A 22,828-nucleotide genomic window follows, 5' to 3' on the forward strand; every position below is an offset into this window, starting at 1 on the left:
TACGAATTTGATGAACCGATTTACGGAGTAGAGAGAACATTCAAAGGATCTGAGGCTGAGTACTTATATGTCAATCCTGAAACCAAGGAGCGAAGCATGATTCCACTAAGTCATGCACATTACTATATTCTCAAGTGTGTAGGCCTCAGGGTTTTACCAGCAAGGGTATCTAAAACATCACTATGTGGATGTTTAAGAACAAAGTTTAGGGCTCCACCAGGTGGATCACTTTACCTCTAATCATTGTTACTAACTTTTTTCAAAAGAAATACGAGGCGTAATCCGCATATATATCGGGTTAGCCTCGATTTTTTTTAAAGAGTTTTGATAAACTCAGGTACTAATGATGAGTATGGCAAGGCAGTTGAAGCGGCAAACCATCTTGCTAACAGGATTATGAATACATTAGGAAATATTGTTAGCACCAGAGTTTAGTAACTAAGTCAGATTTACTTGCATTCAAACATAGAGCATGTCTTTAGCCTGCTCTATGGTGAGTTTTACGAATCTTCTTTCATCTCAAGGCAGCATGGCTTCTGGCTATGTTGCCTTTTTATTCTTTGAAGATATGGCAATTATCTAAACGCGTGGGCGTGTTGGTTTTTGTAATATACAAAAGGCTGCATGATGCAGCCTTTGTTGTTTTATTAAGGTGATTGCGGTTATTTAGAGATTATCAACAATCTCTTTGACCACGATTGGGCCCTGATAGATTAAGGATGAGTACAGCTGAATTAAGGATGCACCAGCGCTCATCTTATCGCGAGCTGCAATAATGCCATTGATACCGCCTACACCGATAAGAGGGATGCGGCCATTAAGACGGGCAGCAGCCTTCTTAAGAGTCTCAGTAGACTTAAACTGAATTGGCTCGCCTGATAAACCACCCCACTCTGATGCGTGGCTCATGCCATGAATTTCGCTTCTGCTAGTAGTGGTATTAGTGCAGGTCATGCCATCGATCTTGAGCTCAACGCAAGCATCGCACACAGCCATGAGCTGCTCATCAGTAAGATCAGGTGCTACCTTTACAACTAATGGCACATAGCGATTGTACTGCTTTTGTAATCTTGATTGCTCTTCTTTAAGAGCGGTAAGCAGGCGGATCAGTGGCTCAGCCTCTTGAAGAGCAGTTAAATCTGGAGTGTTTGGGCAGGAGACGTTAACCGCAATATAGTCACAGCAGTTATAGACCTTCTGCATGCAGATAATGTAATCACTTGCTGCATTCTCAATTGGAGTAGTTTCATTCTTACCAATTGAAACACCCACAATGCCCTTGTAATGACGATTACGCAGGTTATTTACTAAGTAATCAACACCCTTGTTATTAAAGCCCATGCGATTGATTAAACCACGAGCCTCTTTAACGCGGAACATACGTGGACGTGGGTTACCATCCTGTGGCTTAGGGGTTACGGTTCCTAACTCTAAGTAACCAAAGCCTAGAGCACCAAAGTAATCAATGGCATCACCGTTCTTATCCATGCCTGCAGCAAGACCAACTGGGTTATCAAACTTTAAACCCATAACCTCAACAGGCTTTAAAGCTACATTTTGAGAAAAGAGCTTTAAAAGTGGTTGCTTTGATAAGAAACGTCCAGTTGAGATAGTCAGACTGTGTGCATTCTCAGGGTCCATTGAAAAGACCAGAGGACGGATGAGACCAGGATAAAGAGAGTAAAGTGACATCTTCACACACCCCGAAAACAACTGCAAAAAGACAAATATATGGTGAACCAAAGCGCGTTTGTGCATCGCTAGCTCACATACAAGTGGCTCGGGTCTAGCAAAATACCTAGACTTGTTACCACTATCTATAACGTAGCATAGCACTCAATACTTAGCTCAATATAAGCAAGCTACTTTTCGATAAAAATCCATTTTAACTTACTCAAATTGGCTCGAGCGTATTGTACACGAGAATGATAGTTTTGCTATATGCGAAAAACCCCGCTAATGCGGGGTCTAATTTAGTACTACTCCCTAGCTATTCTTAGCCTGAGTCAGCCTTTTGGGCTTGCTCTTTTTTACTTTTGAATGGATTTCTAGGTATTAGTTAGATACGCTCAAGGCGTAAGAACTTATTGGTATCAGATACGGCTAGACGAAAGCGCCCTTGAACACCGCTGCGAGTGGTAAATTTGCGCAGATGGTTAGCATCAATATCAATGACACTGCCCTCTACAGAACGTACACGCAAACGATGCGCAGAGCCGCGATAGACGCGCATTAACTCTTCAGGATCAATATTGAGTATGAAGTGATAGTAGCGTTCACTAGCCATAGTCTTACATCTTGAGTATTGGGGTACTAAACTTTAGTTGTAGGCATTGTATTAATGCCGATGAACAAGCCTTGATGGGCCATCGCTTCTATAGCCTCATAGATGAGTCTTTAGGAGCGTTGGCCTTATCGTTGGCCTTATTGTTGGCCTTATTGTTGGCCTTATTGTTGGCCTTATCGTGGCCTTATCGTGGGCCTTGTCTCTTAAGACATGGTCTCGTCGTCTTGCTTTAAGGCGGCTTCAACCTTTTCAAAAACGGAGCGGGATACATCTGGAATGTTCTTGATCTTGTTGAGGTACTCTTCAGCCTTGGCAATACGAGTGGTATCAAAACGACGGTAGTTAATCATGCCATCGAGAATACGAGCTGCTACTGATGGGTTGATGGAGTTAACCTTGCTTACTACATCATACATCAGGGCGTAACCCATACCGTCACGGCGGTGTAGAGCTACTGGGTTTGAATAGCCCATAGTGCCTACGAGTGCGCGAACACGGTTTGGATTGGTGATGTCAAAGCGTGGGTGATCTAAGAGCTTGCGTACCACCTTAACAGTGTTCTCTGAAGATACGGCAGCCTGTACAGAGAAGAACTTATCGAAGGTTAATGGATCGCTACCATAGCTATCTTCAAAGAGTTCTAAGAGCTTTGCTGAGCATGGTAGATCTAACTCAACTGCAGTACGTAAAGCAGCTAAGCGATCGGTCATGTTGTTAGAATCCTCGTAGGCATTAGAGATGAGATCATCTGCGCTCATGCCATCATCTACAGCAAGGTAACCCACACACAGCATGTGCTGAGCAACAGCATGTACGGCACGGCGAGCAGCAGCCTCAGGCTCGTACTTATATTTACCACGTGAACGAGTCTTATTCTCAAGGCTCTTGAAATCATTAATAAGAGTCTTAGCTATAGTGATGCTCAATCCTTCACGAGCTGCGCTTAAGCCATCAATATCGATCTTCTTGAAGGTCTCCATGAGAGTAGTGATATCAGGCACGCTAATAAGCTTAGCCTTAAGCTGCAGGTCAAGCTTTTCGTCATGGATAACGTATGCAATAGCTCTGATGATGTCCTCAGGGGCCTTCATATCACCAGTCTGAGCCTTATCAATATTCTCATGGATATAGTTATTGATAAGAGTCATGAATGAGTCTACGCGGATGAATGGATCATCGCAGTGCTCAAGTATATTGATAAGGTCAGAAACTGAGTAAGTTGCATTGAGCTTTACAGGAGCTGAGAAGTCACGCAGTACTACCGGGATAGTACCCTTAGGCAGATTAGTAAACTCAAAGCTTTGCTCTTCCTTAGTAAGCAGCAGCACACCATCCTCAGGCAGCTCAGGCGGCACAATGCTCTCACCCTCGGCAGTTAAGAATGAGGTGCGTACTGGAATTACAAATGGCTCCTTGGTCTTTTGGCCTGGAGTTGGAGGAGTGCTCTGATGCATGGTTAAGATAAGCTTAACATTGCTCTTAGTCTTAGCAACCTTAACTGCACTATCCTTCTCTTGAGACTCATAGTCCTCTAACTCATCGCTTTCAGACTCGCTAGCCTTTTGTGCTGCAGCTTCAGCATGGGCTTTTTGCAATGCAGCATGTGCAGCTAAAGCAGCATCTGAGGCCTTATTTGAGTCCGTTGCATGCGGTTCAGAGTCAATGTTCTCAGAGGTTACTCCGTCAACATTGGCGTATGACCACTTAGCAAAGAGCTCTGGAGTACCGGCCTGTGAGTACCAACGGCGGAACTGAGATAAGTCACGTAAAGAGGCTGTTTCCATTGATAGGATAAAGTCCTCAATGGTTGCAGCAGAACCATCGTGATGCTTAATGTACTCAGCTACACCTCTTTGGAAAGATGCCTCGCCTAAAATGGTGTGAATCATACGGATGATTTCAGCACCCTTGTCGTAGATGGTAACGGTGTAGAAGTTATTCATCTCCATTACCTGCTCTGGACGAACAGGGTGAGCCATTGGGCCTGCATCTTCAGCAAATTGACGTGAGCGAATCAAGTTAACTGCATCTAAACGAGTTAAAACACGGCTGTTAACGTCAGAGGAGAACTCTTGATCGCGGAATACAGTTAAGCTCTCTTTTAAAGATAACTGGAACCAATCACGTAAAGTTACACGATCACCAGTCCAATTGTGGAAGTATTCGTGTCCAATAACACCTTGTACAGTGTAGAAGTTAGTATCGGTGGCAGTGTCGCGATCAACTAACACACAGCTTGAGTTGAAGATGTTAAGACCCTTGTTCTCCATCGCGCCGAAGTTGAAGAAATCAACTGCTACCACGTTAAAGACATCTAAGTCATACTCAAGACCAAAGCGCTGCTCATCCCAAGCCATAGACTGCTTGATGCACTCCATAGCCCATTTGCCGCGACTATAGGCACCACGATCAACATACAGTCCTAATTGAACTTCACGGCCTGACTTAGTGACAAACTTATCTTCGATAATGTCAAAGGTACCGGCTACCATAGCAAAAAGATAGCTTGGCTTTGGGAACGGATCTTCCCAAACGGCAAAGTTACGGCCGTCTTCAACACCGACATCAACTAAATTACCGTTACTTAATAACACGCCGCAGCCGTACTCAGGAGCAACAATGCGTACACGGTACTTAGCTAAAACATCAGGACGGTCTAAGAAGTAAGTAATACGTCTAAAGCCTTCAGGCTCACACTGTGTGCAAAAACAACCTGCAGACTTATAAAGACCCATCAATGAGGTGTTAGCAGCTGGATTGATGACACACTCAGTAGTGAGTTCAAAGTCATCCTGCACATCATGGACAATTAATTCGTTTTCAGAGACGGTGTACTTGCATGGCTGTCCGTTTAACAGTACGTCCTTTAACTCTAGCTCCTCACCATCAAGACGTAATGGAGCCTTGCTATCAGCAGTCAGGCGAACATAGTGAGCAGTTGATCGCACCACGGTGTAATCATTGCCCAACACAAAGTTAAGTTCGATATCAGTAGCGGTGAAGTCAGGCTTCTTATAATCAAGACGCTTTTTAGCCTTAAAGTTGCCAGCAGTCATCCGTGTCTCCCTTGTTCTTATCTAATAAAGCAAATACTTGCAGATAAGTCCTTAAACTAAAACATTGAGTATGCGTCACAGCGCAAATTATTAAAATTATACAACCGCATGATGCAGCCTTGGCATCAAGCGGAAATAAATAGCACATTGAAGCTCAACAAAAGCAAAGGGCAGTTGCTAATTTAGTAACTGCCCTTTGCTCTTTTAGATGAAATCTAAGCTTTAGCGCACCATGCGGATTACGCTCTTATCCTCGGCTACAGCACTATCCTCTTGCATTACGCTTGGGTAAGAGTTGTCGCGCAGATAGTTAACAGTGGAATTGGTGTTGCTGTCTTCGATTAAAGCTTTGAACTCTGTGTCGCTTACTCGTAAGTAAGTATCATCCTCGTTGACAGTACGCCATGGGCCTAATAAAGCACCATCTGCATCCATGTTATTAATCTCGCCAGTGCCAGTTGCATAGCTTTGTGCTGAAAACTCTGCACTATCAGCTTGCATTGAAACACCATCGCTCTGTGGCTCTTGAATCTCTGCTGCAGCAGCAGCTGTAGCTACTGAGCCTTCTAAAGCGGCGGTCTTTTCAGTGCTATCCTTTGTACTATCCTTAGCGCCCTCTTTAGTTGACTCTTTGGCCTTAGCGTGAGCTTTGGACTTAAGTGAGCTGTTTTGTACGCGATCGGCATCAGGACGGGCAGGCATTGCAGCAGCACCTGGAGGTGATGAAGTGCCAGATCCTTTGGAGATCTCATCGCGCTCAACCTGGAAGCGAGTTAATACTGGAGCCTTGCTTGCCTTGTAGAGCTTTTGCTTTTGCGCATCAGCAAAATCTGAGGCAATAGCTACAGTCTCATTTAACACAACATCATCAAACTCAAAGTCATCAGGCAGGTCATCAAGCTTCTTAATTGGCTTCTTGCCCATTAAGGCTAAGCGCTTATTTGTAGTCTTGATACGGTATGCATCGTCCTCATCCTTAAGCGCCTTACGCTTGTCGAGGTTTATAGATAATACCTTATCGTTCTTGAGCTTGTAGTAGCGATCCATGTCTGTCTTCATGATCTTGAAGACCTCGTTCTTGGCGCTACGCTTATCGCTTAGACGCTGCAGCTCAGGAACATAAGCAGCAATGTTTAAGATAGCCTCGTATGGAGCTGGATTAATCTTATCCCATGGCAGAGCATTGTTCTCAGAGCCCTCACCGTATTCCTCGTGATCTACTAAGGATGGTAAGTAGATATCTGGAGAAACACCCTTAAGCTGAGTTGAGCCGCCATTGATACGGTAGAACTTAGCAATGGTGTAGTGAATTGAGCCAAGCTCTTGATCGTTGAAATCGTACACACGAGCAAGTGGCTTAGACTGCTGTACAGTACCCTTACCAAAGGAAGTATCGCCAACAATCAGAGCACGACCGTAATCACTTAAAGCTGCAGCCATAATCTCAGAGCTAGATGCTGACAGACGGTTGATTAAGACCACAAGTGGGCCATCATAAGCAACCTTAGAATCGCTATCGATCTGAGGCATTACATTGCCACGAGCATCACGTACTAAAACGATTGGGCCCTGCTTGATGAACAGACCTGAGGATAAAGTAGCCTCAGGGAGCAGACCACCGCCGTTGTTACGTAAATCCACAACTAAAGCATCAATCTTAGTGCCTTCAGCTTGAACTCTTTCAATCTCTTTCTTGATATCTAAGTTGAGATTGGTGTAGAAGCTCTTGATCTTAAGCACAGCGATCTGCTTGCCCTTGTGCTTTTTAACTTCGATCTTAGCCTCAGAGTCCTGCATACGTACCTTGTCACGGATAATATCCACGCTAAAGGTAGAGATCTGAGAACCATCACCGCGCTCAATATCTAAAGTAATCTTGGTACCCTTTGGACCTTTAATCTTCTTAACAACTTCATTTAGTCGCCAGCCGATAATATCGTCATAAGTACCGTCAGCCTGACGTACGCCTAAGATCTTATCTTTAGCCTTGAGCTTCTTGGTACGCTCAGCAGGAGATCCAGGCAGCACTGAGTTAATCACAGTGTACTCATCATCTGAGGTCAATACAGCACCGATACCCTCAAGTGACAAGTTGATATTGTCATTGAAGTTCTCTGAATCTTCTGGGCTTAAATATGAGGTATGGGGATCAATTGCAGTTGCAAAGGCGTTCTCAAACACAGAGAACACATCCTCTGAACGGGTTTGGGCAATCTTGGATAAAGCGGCGTTGTAACGGTTGGTTAAACGCTTGTAGGCTTCTTTTTCGGTCTTATCAGACAGAAGCTGTAAGATAAGCTCGTTTTTGAGCTCCTTTAACCATTGCTGCTTTAAAGCATCTTCATCAGCTAAGAACTCTGCATCATTACGCTTAAGCTCAATAGTCTCATCAGTACTTAAATCAACATTGCCTGCCTTTAAGGTATCGACAAAGTATGAGTACTTATTGAAGCGACGCTGAATAAAGAAGTTGTACAGCTCGTATGGATAGGATAAATCGCACAGCAGAATAGATCTGGTGATGCGATCGCGATTAGCGTAGATCTCATCGACCTCTGCTTTGGTAAAGAGGCTCTTGTTGTAATCAAGCATGTACAGGTACTGCTTGATCACCTTATCTACAAACTCGTTATCTACATCGATAGCTTTGTAGTGAGCACGAAGATAGCTATTAGCTGTACGAGTACAAGCTGTCTGATGCATGCCCTCAGGAGCAAGCACTGGCAAATCTTCCTTGGTAGGAATTTCAAGTTTTGCCTCAGCAGTTACTGAGGTTACCAGTAATGCAAGGCATAAGGCTAATCGTGAAAAATTGAGCTTAAGCACAGCTGAAGTTACCTTTGCGATTCTAATTTGGATAGCTATTTGTCTAAAAGTTCATGCCTAGCATACTCTTATAGGCACTTTGGCAAAACTATCCACATATCTCACTACTTATGCGCCCATAACTAAACACCAAGATAAAAGTATTTCGGCCTAGTTTAGTTACGAGCAAGGATTCATTATCCTCACAGTGCAGATAAGTAGTAAAAAACCATTCACACACCAAATTACCTGTCCAAGTTAAGTGCCACATGCTGTGCACGAGGCGCTTTAATGTAATGTGCCCTGGACAGTAGTAGAGTGTAGTACTAGATGAGCCCGATCTCTCATCTAATGCGAAAAAACTTATTTTGTTACGTGCAATGCACCTTTGTTGCCTGAAGGCATACTTAATTCGTACAGTGCACCTTTTGTTGCTTGCACTGCTGCTTGATATGGCCATATGCACCTACGCGGCAGTCATCATGGCAAGCAATGCTATATGTAACTAAGCCAAATCTAGTTACACGAGCTTATATGCTAACAGCTTGAACATAGCATTAACTTAGATTGACAGCATATGTACAAACTCAAAAGTTTAGCAAATACATGCGTTCTTAACAAATATCTTGCATGCAAAAACAAGTGTATCAGCTATAAAAACGGCAATCTTAGTTGTAAATTATCAAATCTAACGCACTAGCAAAATGATACATAAGCACCATCACTGGGCAGCTCATCTCCCAAAACACTGTTATTTAGCACCATAGAGCTAAATTCTACTAGGCATTCGAGCATTAACCACGGTTTATTGGTTGCATCTTGCATGAGCTAGTCCCCAGAGCAATTAACAGCACCTGCAACTCCACTTAGCCATTTATTGGCTGATAGCTCTGATGGATTATTGGAGCTGTCGGATAGTTGTAGCCTAGCAGATTTTTGTGGCTACCAAATTGTTAGAGCCGCCTGATGGTTGGAGCTAGCAGATTGTAGAGTCTGTCAAATTGTTATGACAGCCGCAGCGGCGCAAGATGCTGCAGCTTAGTTTAATGCTGTTGTATTGGGCTTTTGGGATTGGCAGTGCGTTTTTTGCTAGGTTCAATAGTAAACAAGGCGGCATAGAGTCTATGTCGCCTTGCTTAAAATCAGGTAAGGTAACTAAGATAATTACTGCTCTGAGCTACCCTTGTTGTCGCGTGGAGCGCGATCTGAGTGGCCGTTACGCTCGCCATTATTGCTGTGGTTACGTTGACCATTGCGATAGTTGTTGCGATTGTTACGGAAATTGCCACCACGATTGTTGTTGAAGTTGCGACGTGGGCCCTGACCGCCATGGCTAATGTAGATGCGATTGAGTGGAACTAATGCATTAGAGCCATTTTGCAGACTTACACCGACCATATCGCCATTGAGCTCTTCAGATACAGTACCCTTGTGGTAGCTGCTCTCAATGGAAACGAAGATGTAACGACCTACGCGAATGTCAGATGGCTTAGCCTGCTCAAACTTACGCTGGAAACCTTGTGAGTTACCCTTGTTAAAGCCACCGCGACGCTGACCGCCCTTATTCTCGCCGTCTTTGTTGAATGGACGCTTGCCATTCTTATTAAACTGTTTGCCCTGAGGCTTCTTAGGCTTGGTAGGACGCTGAGCGTTAATCTCAGTAAAGCGAGTACGTGCATATTCAGCATGCTCTGCGGTAACTGGCTCGACTTCTTCGCCGTTTAAGTTAACACGCATAGCGCCTTCACGTACGCTGTAGAAGTAACGCAGACGAGTAGTATAAATACGTACAGCTGCTCTAACCTTTGAAATGGATAAACCTTCGATATTAGCAATTAAAGGCTTTAAGTCCTCTAAAATGCCGATCTTCAGAGGCTTACAATCGCCATCCTTGATAAAGGCCTTCGGGAAGTGTACATACAGCAGCTCTAGAGCCTCTTTGATGTGCTCCTGATGAGTACCGCTGTTCTCGTTTGAACCCTTGTTAGCCTCAGCATTAGCATCTTTAGCTTGCGCTGTATTTACAACTTCGGCTGCTACAGCCTCGTTCTCTCTAGTTTCCACTAAATAACTCCAAATCGTTGGCACGCTCACCCATAATGGGCTTCTAGACGAGCTAATGGACTAAAGTAAGTATTTTGAACAAAAATCCCTACTCTAGCTGCCGTGCACGCAACTCGTCAAAACATCTCACTATTGACTATCAGATATATCTTGAAGGAAAACGGCCAACGATACCGCTTTACCATACACCTGACAATCTCACCAATCCTCAACTGCAATATATAAAAAGCATGGGAAGACCAGAGACTGTGTGACAGCAAACTGTCATCAGTAATTTAGATCAGGCTCCATCACAAGCGCTAGTGTTAGCCAATAGCCAACCTCACGCTTTGTGTAGCATGATCACAGTTATTCATAATGCGATTTTTTAGACTGCAAATCAACCTAAAAAACGCTTTTGATCAACTTTTGCTTCTACTTTAATTAAAAACGCACCACTAAGCTGCAGCAAAACACCATATATATCGCATTCTTGACCGCAACAAACATACAAAAGTGAGCACTTTGCAAACTAAGCAAAAGCTAGAACTTTTAATGCGCTTGTCACTCAACTGTATTTGCTAAAACTAAATACTAGCCATCATACGAACTTAGCGCATCATGCCTAGATAAACATACAGCCAAATAACAAGTTCACTAGAAGGTGCCATCAGCACCAGCTTTCCTAAGTAAAGTCGACTGTGTCTATTGTAAAACTAGACACGTAGCTAATACTTAGGTTCCAAGCATCAGCTCGTAATAGCGACATTGGCACTCTAATAAATCTTTTGGCCATCACATGCTCGAAGAGTAGCACCTCAACTTTCATGCGCCCGCTCATGCTATCTGTAGCTTAAATGCAAATAGTTAAGCCTATATATGCTCGAAGCAAAAAACGTCAGCCTGGCAGTCACCAAGCTGACGAACAAAGACCATGATGGATTCTTTAATTGCTTGAGCATGCAGCACTCCCTGCATTGCTATGCTTGGCTTGGCTTTTATTTGCATCGCAGTGCTATGCTTGGATTGACTTTGCTTGGCATTGCTATGCTTGGGGTAAGCTTAAGCATCAAATAGCATGATGGCTCGTTGCCTTAGGCTATCTGTGGAATGGATTGAAGCGACCAAACATACTACGAGGCTCATTATGGGCATGCTCATTTGGTATAAAGGCATTGTTAGGTCTTTGATTATTGCCTTGAGAGGCAAATACTGAGCTCTGGTTCTGGCTATGTACTGGTTGTGCAAAGATAGAGCTATGGGGCTGCTGACTTTGCAGATTTGGTGTTACTGCAACATGCTGTGGATGTGTGTAGCCATTAGCACCACTTGCTTGGCCATGCTTTGTTACGTTACTTGAACTTGGGTGAGTGACCACCTGCTGATGCTCACGATGTAAGATGCTACGAGTATCGATATTGCAGCCATCTTCTGAGCTAAAGACATCCTCTACGCGAGCAAAGGACGAAGCTTGCTGAGTGTTTGGATTTTGCATCTGCTTTTGCTTTTCGAGCTCTTTTGCATACAGCTCAGATAAAGCCTGCTGCATCTGAGGGGTCACGCTAAAATCTGCCTTTGATAGATTTTGATCAGCGCCTTCATTGCGTCGATGATATGAAGGGCCCATCGCCATGCGATCTCCTGCGCTTAGACTAATCTGCTCACCCTCTGGTGCAACCTTAGCTGCAGCCACTCTTCTTTCACCTTGCATAATCTCTGACTCCTTTTGGACAGACACATTAGAGGCATTAACGCCCTCAAAATTGTTACCACCAAGCTTTCCTTGGCCATTGGCTACAGACATATTTTGCTCTCTAGCTACATTAGGCATAAACGCCCGCTCACCAGATTGCAGTGAGCTTGACGCAGCAGTGCCATGCTCGTCAGTTTGAGTAGCAGCAGTCCCTTGTTCTATAGGCGCAGCTTCACTTTCTGCATATCTAAATAAAGGCGCGTCTTCTAACTCTTGCTTATCTTCTAACTGTTGCTCATCTTCTAACTCTTGCTTAGCAATGTCAGGCTCGGCAACAGCGCTCTTCTTATCCGCAGAGCTACAGCTGGTGCTGGTGATGCTGGTGTTGGTGCTGGTGATGCTCTTGCTGGTGATGTTATTGGTCTGGGCATTGTCGCCACTATCAGCTTGAGTAGATTGAGCATCTTCACTTTCAGTCTTTGTAGCAGCTGCAGTAGATGCCTCAATTGCTGTGTCCGTATCTTTTGTATCTGCAGTTACGCTTGCAGATTCGTTTGATGACACTGCCTGGCTATCGGCATGAGCTAGGCTCATTTGATCTTGGCTTGCAATCGAGCTTGTAGTTTGCTCATGGATTGCAATAGAGTCAGTGATCTTTTCAGTATCGGCTAATGAGGATAGATGCTCATCGACAAGAGCGCTACCTGCACATACTAAATCTAGCTGCATGCTATGAGGTGCACAGAGTGCAAGTCCTTCTTTTGCAGCAGATTTCATGGAGCTTATGAGGGTATTTAGGCGACTTAAGAATGACTGTAAGGTCTTGGCAATTGCGTTCTTTTCTTCAGTTAACAAAGCTAGGCGCTTAATGGCATTGCGCAATGAGTTTTTGTCGTTTTGCTTAAAACTCTGATTGCGCATTTGTAAAACCTGAGACTCATAGCGATTGCACATGACCTGACAGATATAGTGTTTTTCGCTATCAGCAACTACAGGTGCTATGTGTTTACAAGCATCAAAGACTTCATCGGCAGTTGGGACAAAGTGGAATTTAGCTGCCTGAATGTAGTCTCTTACAGCCTTTTGGTACTTCTCTAGACCACGCTCAATAGCCTTGTTCTCATCATCGCTATTGCCGCTAGTAAAGACAAAATCATCTACAGTTGGCTTGCTCTGACCACAGTCTTTTAGAATGCGCTTGTTATACTCAACTTGTAAGCTTTTGCGATCTACTGTGAGCTTGGCAAAATCGACTAAATGCTGATACCACTGCAGACGGCAGCGCAGCACAATCTCTCTTTCAGTTAGATGCACAAAGTCAGTTGCAAACTCGCGACACATGGCAGCAAATGCCTCTATGCTTGAGGCTTTACCGCTCTCAATAGCTTTCTTACAACGCACAAAGAGTTTGCTGCGCTCCTTGCTCATCACTGACTCAGAGGCGCGAATAGCCAATCGGTGAGAGTCGACTGTGCAGATAAGATCTTCTGCAAATAACTTACGCATTGCTGCAGTCTTAACACCAACAGAGCTAGACTTACGACGCCATGCAGCACAGAGCATAGTTCTAGAGGTGTACTCAATTTCCTGCACAGACATGGTTTTAAACAAAGAAGCAATTCTGCAGCTTAGGGTAAACCAATCTGGCAAACGCTCCCCTGTGCTCTCAATAGCCTTAGCAATGGCATTGCGCAGCTTGATACGCATTTGTGTATGCTCATTCTTCTTGTCCAGCAGATAGACGCTATCTCCAACAATACGAGTCTCACTAAGATCTTTGCGGCCATTATGAGCTTTCACCACCTTAGCTCTTGCCTTGCGCCCCACAAAATGCTCATCAGCGGCAGCATCTTTATGATCTGCTCCACTTGCACGCTCTTCCTGGGCTGCTTCACTTGCATGATCTTCACTGGAAGCAGCTTCATGAGCAGCGTCTGTAGCGACATCGGCAATGGCTACAGCACAGTCAGCACTGTCAGTCATGCTCATATCCTTGGCAGTAGAGTCGCTCTTGATTGCAGCTGTGTGTGGGCGTGACTTTGGTGTGGTCTCTTGCAAGATTTGGCTAACTGCCTGGTCTTGATCTCTTTGGGTATCTAAGAGTAAGTCAGAGTCGCTATTAAGATCTTGCCATTCCTCACTGCTCTGCTCTGAGCTTGTATCTTCAGTCTTGGCTGCTACAGTACTTATCTTATCTTCACTGACAGTACTAGCAGCGGCATTAGATGGAATGCTTTGTGGTTTGGGCTGATTTTGCTGAGCTTTTAGTGAAGATAACTTTGCCTCTAAGGTGTGAAGATTTGTCTTTGCCATCTCTAGCTTATTGGCATAGTAATCCTCGTTCTCGCCACCTTTAGCTGCATCGTACTTACGCTGCATGCTGCTTAAAAATTCTAAAGCCTCATCAATGGACTGTTGAAGTTCTACTTGTAAGGAATGAGCATTATTAGACATGCATATATCCTCTTGTTTAGTAAGGCCACCACATTAAAAAAGCTGCTAATCGAGTCTTAAAGCGTATGAGAAAAAGTGCTCTGCTTCTTTTAGACAAATAAGCCAGACTAATTAGTGCAGCTAAGATAGCTGCCACTTAGCGGCAAGCAGCAATATTTGCTCGTGATTACTTGACCTCTAAGTCGTTTTAGTCTGCGTGATCGCCTCTTGGTCTTGAAGCTTGAGAGCCTTTTACAGTTGCTATATTTCTCTCTTAGCACGCTATCTTGCGTATGGTTTTGGCATTACATAGTTATCGATAATCCAACTTAGCTACAAAGCTAAGTTATATCTGTCAATCAAAGCAAAATGAAACTACAGACATGGACACATAGGCTTAGTGCGCGTTTGCTTGATATTGCTATGGCGCTGTTTAAAACTTTGTTGTGTATAAGTTCACTTTGCTAAGGGCGTAGCAAGCCGCCCGCTCAAACTCATAGTTCTTACAAAGAGTTAGGTCTAAGCGGCAGTTAATCAAAAGCGTATTCAGATAAAAACGGATGGTAATAGCACTCGCGCATATCGTCAGCGCTGCGTGCTAGTTCAACATGATTACCAAGATTGTCTTTTGTATATGGCAGCACCTCCTTGTTTTCAGCTTGAGTCTTAGACCCTGCGTGATCAGACCAAGAAGCAATTGCTCCTTGGTCTCAGGCTCTATGACTTAGCGCTACCTTTCTTTTAGGCATGGAGCTTCAAAGGATTAATTGAGGTCTTAGATGCATAGTGGCATAGTGATATGGATATGCCATTGCTGTTACATCTGCTTATGCATATGCATACTGTTAATTGCACCAATGCTTATGAATGATTGGCATATTGCTCAAAGGTTGCACCCAACTTGTCTTTGGCCTTAAGGATTAGATTGCTGCCAAAGCCTTGCTTAATACCTGCCTTTGTTTTGTTGGCAGGATCTTGTGCTGAGCTTTTAGCTAAACTTGTTGAGGCGCTAAACTCTCCTTTTTGATGGTCAGCTGCCCTTTTCTTAAAGTTTTTGCCTGCATAAGCTGAGCGTCTAGACCCATCTTGGTTGACTGATCTTTTCTGCTCGTAAAAGGCCTCTTGCTTGCTGCTATCTGCGGACTTTGGGTAGTTCTTGCCATCCGAGGCAGTTGTCAACAAATCGTTGACAACTGAATTGCTGCAGTAAGTACCTTCATCTGCCTGTGCAGTCGTACCTTCTTCTTGGCCATTAGAGCTAGCGTTAGCATGGTGCTTATTACTGTGGCCTAATGTGTTCTCGATAAACGATGGCTTGTGATTGGCACTAATGGTCTTAATAATGGCGTTTTCTTCTACCGCCTCTTGCTCTTGAGTAGCTATGTGGGTGTAGAAGAGTGGGCCATATTTGTCATAAAGAGCATTAGTTTTAGCCATAGAGTGTTCACCAGCTATGCTTAACAAAGCTTTTTCCTCAGCTGAGAGCATGAGGTTAAATAAAATGCGCTGATCGCCTTTAACGAAGTAATAGTCTTTCTTAGGCACAGAGGAGGCTACCAAGTTAATCTCTTGATTAGATAAGCCCATCATGGAGTATGAGTTTCTCAAGGCATCTGAGATCGCATCGCAATTAGGTAAGAAGATACGGGTCTTGGCGCACTCTAAGATATTTTCAAAGTGCTCTGACGCCTCTAAGTCGGTCAATGACTGTGTCGCCAAAATCACAAAGGCATTGTACTTACGTAAGGTCTTAAACCAGTTTAAAAGCTCTGCAGCAAAGACATCATCTTTGAGCATTAACCAAGCCTCATCCACCACGATGGCAAGTGGGTTACCATCTAATTGTTGCTCAATGAGTCTAAAGACTTGTTTGAGCACTGGTACAGAGAAAGACTCAGGTCGTGAGAACACATCTGCACACTCAAAAGTAGTTAAGAAACTTGAGGTGGTAGCATTGGTGTTGCCATCTAAGATGCAATTTTCACTTTGCTCTGCGGTATAGGCAGACAGTGCCTCTTTTAAAGTACGGCTGCACAGTAAACTATGCAGATCAGAAAGACGTCTTAAGTTATGCGGCATGGAGCTTAGTGCTCTAATAGCCATCTGAATCTCGTGTCTTAGCTCTGGGCTACAAGTAGCACCTGACTGACGTAACAAGAGCTCCACAAAGCTTTGGGCATAATCAAGATCGGCATTACTCTCTAAATGATATAGAGGGCAGAGCATGCGCTCTGAGTTGTTTAAGATGATATGACTACCGCCTAAGGCTTTAGTTAAAGCATGGAAGGAACAGCCCTTGTCAAAAGCAAAGACACGCATCCTTTGATAACGCAGCAAGTTGATAATGAGCTCGCCAAGGAGCATAGATTTGCCCGCACCAGTTGGACCAATTACCAAGGTATTAGCCACATCCTTGTCATGCAAATTAAGATAGTACTTACTCAAACCCTCTGTTCTTACCTGCATTAATGGAGATGCATGTAAGCCGTATAAAGGATTAGGGCTAGTTTCCTCTCCTTGTGAAGGCAGAGACATTGGTACTAAATCTAAGAGCACATCTTGAGACACTAATGGCCTACGTAAGTTTTCAGTCAAGTGACCAGGCAGTGAACCAAAAAATGCGTCATCGGCATTCATAGTCTCTACACGAACACTCAGACCGGTTCTTTCAATAGCGGCGATAGCTGCAGCTACTTTCTCTTGGAGCTTATGGAAGTTTTGCTCGTGGATAAGCAAGGTTGCGGTATAAGAACCAAACATCACCTCATTGCTATCTAAAGCTCGCTGAGCTTCATCAATATCTTTAACCTGATCTACAGCATTTTGGTTGACCTTGGCTCTTTCGATATTAAAGACCTGAGATAAGATGCCCTTTTGCGTTTGTGACCAACGGCTGCGATACTTCATCAAGTAAACTTTTGAAGTTGCATGATCAAAAATGACAAAGCGGCTATTGAAACGATAAGCAAAAGGCAAAGTAGCTAAGGTATTGAGCATGGCCTCATGAGTTGCTGATGGCAGTCCCTCAATTGACAACACACTCATATGCTCATATCCCATCTTTGGGGTAAAGCCAGAGATATAGTCATCCGTTGCTAGCACACTGTCTAAATAAGCTCTCGATCCTGGATATGCAATGGGATGTGTCTTGGCAGTTAGACAAGTATGAATCACTGTCAATAAGCGACTAATAACAGCCTTACCGCGATGTGATGAGTCAAATTTTTCTTTTGCAATCTGAGCATTGGCAAGCCCTGATAAGCCTACCTCATCACCATCACCACCAGCGCCCACAGCGGTTGCAACAGCTGTAGCAACTGCAGCAGCTTTGCAAGCGCCGTCTGCCTTAGCGACATACTCATCTGCCTCATCAGCATCTGCATTAGCATCCACGTCAGCAATATCATCATGTGCAGCATTCACATTAGTATCAGCACTGTCAGCATGTGTAGCATCTGCATAAGCACTGTCGGCATGTATAGCATCTGAATCTGCATGGGCAGCAGCACTAGCGATAGAGCCATTGGCAAGATCAGCCTTATGTTCGGCACTGCAATTGGCATTAGAGTCGTAAGCGTTGCTTCTAGGCATTGAGGTAGTGGCATTGTCATCAAGATCTATGCTCTGCTTAGCATCAATACTTGTTGCTGCAGTAACTTGGCTTGACTTCTCAAAGGAAAGATCGCCATGTTCTTGCGCGGTATCTACTGTTATGGTGCTGCCATAAGTTGTCTGCAAGGCTAAGGTGCTGTCAGCAGCTTGCTGCTTGGCAGATTGGGGCTTGGCAGATTGGCTTTCGTGATCTTGAGAGCTTGCTGCATTGTTTGAGGCTGTTTTGCCGCAAACAGGTCTAAGCTTGCTGGATAAGACGATCTCTTCATTGCCTAAGATCTTGACTGGGAAGCACTGACTTAAGGAGTCGGCCACAATCTTTACGCGCAGTCTAAACTCTTTAATGATGGCCATAGTGGCGTTGTACTTATCATTAGACATGGCCTCTTTGGTCATGAGACGGCTGATAAGACGGGTCTCTTTAGATTTGCCTGCATATGTAATGGTTAGATAGATATGAGTTACATAGCTACCTTCTTTGGCAAATTTCTGCTCACGACGACTCTCTAAATCTTTTAGCACTACATTGCTAGTGAGCATGCTTGGCGCATAGGAATTGTCTTTTGATCTAATGGCGTCAATCTGAACGGCGTAGTTACCCTCAAGCTTTAATAAAGCTTTTTGGCATAACTCATAACAGCTTTTTAGCTTGGTGTCGGTAAAGTTTGACATGTCTGGAATCATTAATTCCATCATGCTCATTAAGCCACCAGACTTAAGCACAATGACATCTTGTGTTGGCATAGTGGCATAGTCGATTAAATCGCATACCGTAGGCATCTTGGCATACTCTGGAACACTAAGACGCGAACGGAGGAAAAATAACACTGCTAACACACCACACAAGAGTGCCATGGTTAGGCAAACACTTATTAGGAGCTCGTTAGTTGTCATATCAGCCTCAAATATTTAAAGCAAGAGTAAAGTACTGAGCCCAAGGAGCACTTGCTCCCTGGCTTAAGCTCGTAAATAAACTAAACAGCGCTAAGGTTCTAGTAAGCTTAATTAGCTTGCAGCTGCTGCAAATCGCGTTGCTCGTGATCATCTTGGGATTGACTCAGCTCAATGTAGTGGTCAATATCGCGAGTTGAGCGGATTGGCTTAATAATGAATTGCTCATCTTCGATGCCCTTAACGCACTTGATGCTGCGAATATGTGGCTGTGGGCGGCTTTCCATTTGCACGATAATGTCGACGCCACTTGCAACTAAATCGTTGTAGTTTTCTGGTGCTTGTTCATTGCGAGAGATCATGAGGCCTAAACGCTTAATGGCTTCTTCTGCGCTTCCAGCATGCATGGATGAGAAGCTACCTTTATGACCAGTGCACAATGCATCGATAAGATCTAAAGCCTCTGGACCACGTACTTCACCGACCACAATACGATCTGGATGCTGTCTTAGAGCAGAACGTACTAACTCACTCATATCAGTACTATCTGAGGTATAGGCATGAGTACAGTTAGCAATAACCGGCATAAGCTCCGGTGTATCTTCTAAACAAATGACACGCTCGCTTGGGGCAATATCGGCAAGCTGATTGATTAAGGCAGAAAGTAAGGTGGTCTTGCCTGAGCCAGTTTCACCTGAGACTAGAATGCTCAGACGAGCCTTAAGCGCATGCTCTAAGATGACGTACTCAGTCATCGTCAGCATCTTAAGATCCATCAGACGATCTAAGGTCATAGAGCAAGCAGCATGTTTACGAATGACTAGAGTTGGATTAGGCACGACTGGAGGACGATTGCACTCTACACGACTGCCATCAAGCGGCAAGATGCCAGATAAGATGTGCTTGTCAGAGCCTAAGTCCATATCAAGCATTGAGGAGAGCAAACGCATCAGCGCCTCAATATTGGTATTGCTTGAGTTACTTAGCTCAATTGAGCGCTCAGTATATGTATTGATAAACAAACGGCGATCGGAGTTTAGCGCGATCTCAGTTACCTCAGGATTAGCTAAAAGCTCAATAATCTCAGGGCCCACTAAATATGTGAGCATGCGTAAGGACTCGATGTTGTAATTGCCAGTACGCCACTTGCGCTCAATCTTATTGAGCATCTTCCAAGCACGCTCGCTAAGCTTGAGATCAAGCTCGAGCACAGAGGCGATCTCACAATCTCCTTCGACCTTATCCTCTGCTTTACCGCATAACTCTAAGGTACGACGCTCCTTAGGATTCATATTGCGTAAGGCTGCAGCCTTTGGGTCAAAGCGACAATCGCAAATACTGTATACACCAGGATCATCTTGAGCAGCAGCGATCATAGGACCACTTACGCTAACTTCACTAGTACAGCGCCACATAGAGATCACTGGTACGCTTGAGTGAGGAGGCACATCGGCTACAAAGTAAAAATTGCCTAAACCTACTCTTCCATGAATATCTGAAATATCATGGTCACGCATGCGCTCAGGAGCATTTAAAAACACGAGCTCACGAACGAGAATATGGATTTTGCTCTGCTCAATTTGCGGTAAGACCAAAATCTCATCTGTCTTGTTCTCATAGATCACACGAGTATCAGTACCCAAGGCAATGGCACATACTTTTGGATCAGCCATCAGCTCTAAGATCGGGCCGCCTAGCGCTAACACCAAGGTGAATAAAGCCTCTTGACGCTCTGCAAACATGCTCTCATCAGCATTCTCAAGCATATCTAATGCTCTTATGCTCATCGGCAGCTTGTGCTTTGCTACAGTAGCTCTATTAATGCGCTTATAAGATCTAAAAGCCTCAGTAAAAGACTGATGTACCAAGCTAAAGCCCTCAGGGCACATACGCTCAGCTTCAGGCACGGTAATAGTTAGAGCGTCAATTGCATCATATTTTTCAGCACTACCTAGGCCATACTCTTTATCAAATGCGCACATCTTACAAAGAAGAGCGCTAAGCTTGTTCTCCTTAACTTCACTAGCACTAACGAGAGCCTCAGCCACATCACCAGCCCCCGCCATATCGCAATTATCTGCACCAGAGCTAGCAACTAAAGTCTCTTTAGCTGCTAGAGAAGTATCCGCAGTATCTTTATCTGCAGGAGCTGTATCGACATTATCTTTAGCTGCAGGATCTGTATCTGCAGCACCATCAACATTCTGATTAGCTGCTTTACCTGACTGTACGTTAATTGCCTGGTCTAAAGCATATGCATCAGCAGCGCAAGATGCCGAAGACACATGGCTATCATCATTAAGGCCTATAAATACTCGTTCTGCTAAGACAGGCTTATTGTTACTGCTTTGATGCACATACATAGTGTTATCTACCACTCTATAGTTAGAAGGCTCTTGCTTAGAAACCATTAAGCTAAGAGCAGTTCTACTCTTGATTAGCTCAACCTGCCCAACGAGCTACTGCTCAAAGGCATTACTTAAATGCATAACTAAAAAGCATCTCTTGCTAACGATGTCATCAGAGTCTTAGAAGGCAAACAAGCACCAACTATTACAATGATGCTCTACCTTTAAAAAGTACTGATAACAGAGATCTTAAGTACTGCATGTGCTGAGCTAAAGATGGGAAAACTTGGGCGTGAGGCAGTTTGCCAAAGGTTTGCTGTCAATCGCGTCCTGACAAAGGACATCATAGGCACTTAGACAAATTGCTCAAATTATGGCTGGTTAATAATTCACAGTAGATGAGTTTGCATGATTAAGCCTGACTTGAGAGCGATCACACTTTTTTACCAAATCAACATGCCACCACTAAACACGTACGCCCAACAAACCCCATTTATATCAGCTTTTTAAGGCAGAAAAGACCACACCAAACACCACTAAAAGCACCGCACTCACAGGCCACTTTTTACCCCAAAACTCACGAAATTGAGGCTAGCTCACCAACGCCATAAAACGCGATAAAAGGCATATTTATCGTATTTACAAGACTACTTTAGGCAAAGTAGGCAAGATTAATGAAATGTCTGTGACAGACTTCTCAACTATTCTTAGCTCAAATATGATATGAGCCGCGCCACAAGCGTTGAACCTTGCTTAGCTCAATTCTATAAAGTGTGATGCAAGGACGATTTTGAGCATAAGATTTAGAAAAATAGCCAAAAATATTTTTTCTGTGCTATGGGAGCCCTAAGCACTATTGCAAAAGCAAAATGATGGCTTTTACCCCATAAATGCTGCCTAAAAAGCCCTCTATCTCCCCTGACTAAGGCACTCGCTCGCGCCCAAAAGCCCCAGAATCTGTGATCTCAAACGGCACAAAAAACGTCTCAAAGCCAGAGCACAGCTAGTCTCAAGCCCGATCTTGAATGAACCACAAAATAAGCCATAATCAGACATCAAAACAGCCACACCACCACAATCAATCTAGTTTTCATAGCTAAAAATATGCGTTAAGGCCATCATCTCCAACAAAAGTAATCCCCCAAAAGAGTCGTGGCAAAACACAGAACTTTACCCACACAAAGAGACAAAGAGTCTCATAAACCTTGGCTGCATCTGCCATCAGCACATGTTGATAGACGTTTTACCAGCATGCTGCTCAAAAGAGCTGAGACTTAAGAGCAAGCGGCCACACTTTGCTTGCTGCTAATGGACTATAGAACAGATCGCTTATAAGCCGTGGATCGCCGTTTATGACACGTTTACGACCCGTTAATGACGCCACCCGCGCAGTTTTAACCAGCTTAAGCAAAGTTAAGCATCCGTGAGCTTGCAAGCGCCTAGCAAAGTGCATGGGGGAGCTAATCGGCTTCGTTTGCACTGATTGAGGCTAACGCTATAGCTATGGAGAGCGCTATTAGCGAGAAAGCTTGAGCTGCTAACGCTGGTTGGGATGGAAAAATAAGAAGAGGAAAGCAATGCTTGTCAAAGGCTTGAGAATGCTGCTAGTGGCTGAAAGGAGCACTTGAGGTAATAAGGTCTGGGACAGTTTTTTTTGGGG

The 22,828-nt window shown here is 44.1% G+C and carries 9 protein-coding genes; 1 reads left to right on the forward strand and 8 read right to left on the reverse strand.

Annotation, left to right across the window (positions count from 1 at the left end; genetic code table 11):
• The coding region (locus H524_RS17555; RefSeq protein WP_211232145.1) for a hypothetical protein at window positions 1-240 on the forward strand (240 nt) is incomplete at its 5' end.
• A 426-nt stretch (window positions 241-666) separates the two neighbouring features.
• On the opposite strand, the gene pyrD is transcribed toward H524_RS17555, so the two are convergent.
• From pyrD to H524_RS0102070, 8 genes are all read right to left on the reverse strand, one after another.
• Window positions 667-1,692: a quinone-dependent dihydroorotate dehydrogenase gene (gene pyrD, locus H524_RS0102025; protein ID WP_027939032.1), complete on the reverse strand. Its 1,026-nt coding sequence runs from the start codon at window positions 1,690-1,692 to the stop codon at window positions 667-669.
• 367 nt (window positions 1,693-2,059) lie between these two features.
• Complete coding sequence (locus tag H524_RS0102030; RefSeq protein ID WP_027939033.1) at window positions 2,060-2,287, reverse strand: DUF2835 family protein; 228 nt, start codon at window positions 2,285-2,287, stop codon at window positions 2,060-2,062.
• Window positions 2,288-2,490: 203 nt separating this feature from the next.
• Window positions 2,491-5,343 carry an aminopeptidase N gene (gene pepN / locus H524_RS0102035; RefSeq protein WP_027939034.1) on the reverse strand — a complete coding sequence of 951 codons (2,853 nt, stop codon included), beginning with the start codon at window positions 5,341-5,343 and terminating at the stop codon, window positions 2,491-2,493.
• Between the two features lie 222 nt (window positions 5,344-5,565).
• Window positions 5,566-8,169 carry a carboxy terminal-processing peptidase gene (locus tag H524_RS13735; protein ID WP_052338845.1) on the reverse strand — a complete coding sequence of 868 codons (2,604 nt, stop codon included), beginning with the start codon at window positions 8,167-8,169 and terminating at the stop codon, window positions 5,566-5,568.
• Window positions 8,170-9,312: 1,143 nt separating this feature from the next.
• Window positions 9,313-10,212, reverse strand: a complete 900-nt coding sequence (locus tag H524_RS16225; RefSeq protein ID WP_052338846.1) for a ProQ/FINO family protein — start codon at window positions 10,210-10,212, stop codon at window positions 9,313-9,315.
• 1,078 nt (window positions 10,213-11,290) lie between these two features.
• Window positions 11,291-14,338 (reverse strand): hypothetical protein, encoded by a 3,048-nt coding sequence (locus tag H524_RS0102060; RefSeq protein ID WP_027939035.1) that lies wholly within the window; start codon window positions 14,336-14,338, stop codon window positions 11,291-11,293.
• Between the two features lie 840 nt (window positions 14,339-15,178).
• On the reverse strand, window positions 15,179-18,757 hold the full coding sequence (locus tag H524_RS0102065) for a VirB4 family type IV secretion/conjugal transfer ATPase (protein WP_169726113.1): 3,579 nt from the start codon (window positions 18,755-18,757) through the stop codon (window positions 15,179-15,181).
• 173 nt (window positions 18,758-18,930) lie between these two features.
• Window positions 18,931-21,105 carry an ATPase, T2SS/T4P/T4SS family gene (locus H524_RS0102070; RefSeq protein ID WP_169726114.1) on the reverse strand — a complete coding sequence of 725 codons (2,175 nt, stop codon included), beginning with the start codon at window positions 21,103-21,105 and terminating at the stop codon, window positions 18,931-18,933.
• Window positions 21,106-22,828 lie beyond the last annotated feature (1,723 nt).

This window comes from Anaerobiospirillum succiniciproducens DSM 6400 (assembly GCF_000482845.1).
In the GTDB taxonomy this organism is placed as follows: Bacteria; Pseudomonadota; Gammaproteobacteria; order Enterobacterales; family Succinivibrionaceae; genus Anaerobiospirillum; species Anaerobiospirillum succiniciproducens.

What these genes read in the sequence shown, in the direction of transcription:
- pyrD (WP_027939032.1), bottom strand. Translation starts at nt 1,692, where the DNA reads ATGTCACTTTACTCTCTTTATCCTGGTCTCATCCGTCCTCTGGTCTTT.
- H524_RS0102030 (WP_027939033.1), bottom strand. Translation starts at nt 2,287, where the DNA reads ATGGCTAGTGAACGCTACTATCACTTCATACTCAATATTGATCCTGAA.
- pepN (WP_027939034.1), bottom strand. Translation starts at nt 5,343, where the DNA reads ATGACTGCTGGCAACTTTAAGGCTAAAAAGCGTCTTGATTATAAGAAG.
- H524_RS0102060 (WP_027939035.1), bottom strand. Translation starts at nt 14,338, where the DNA reads ATGTCTAATAATGCTCATTCCTTACAAGTAGAACTTCAACAGTCCATT.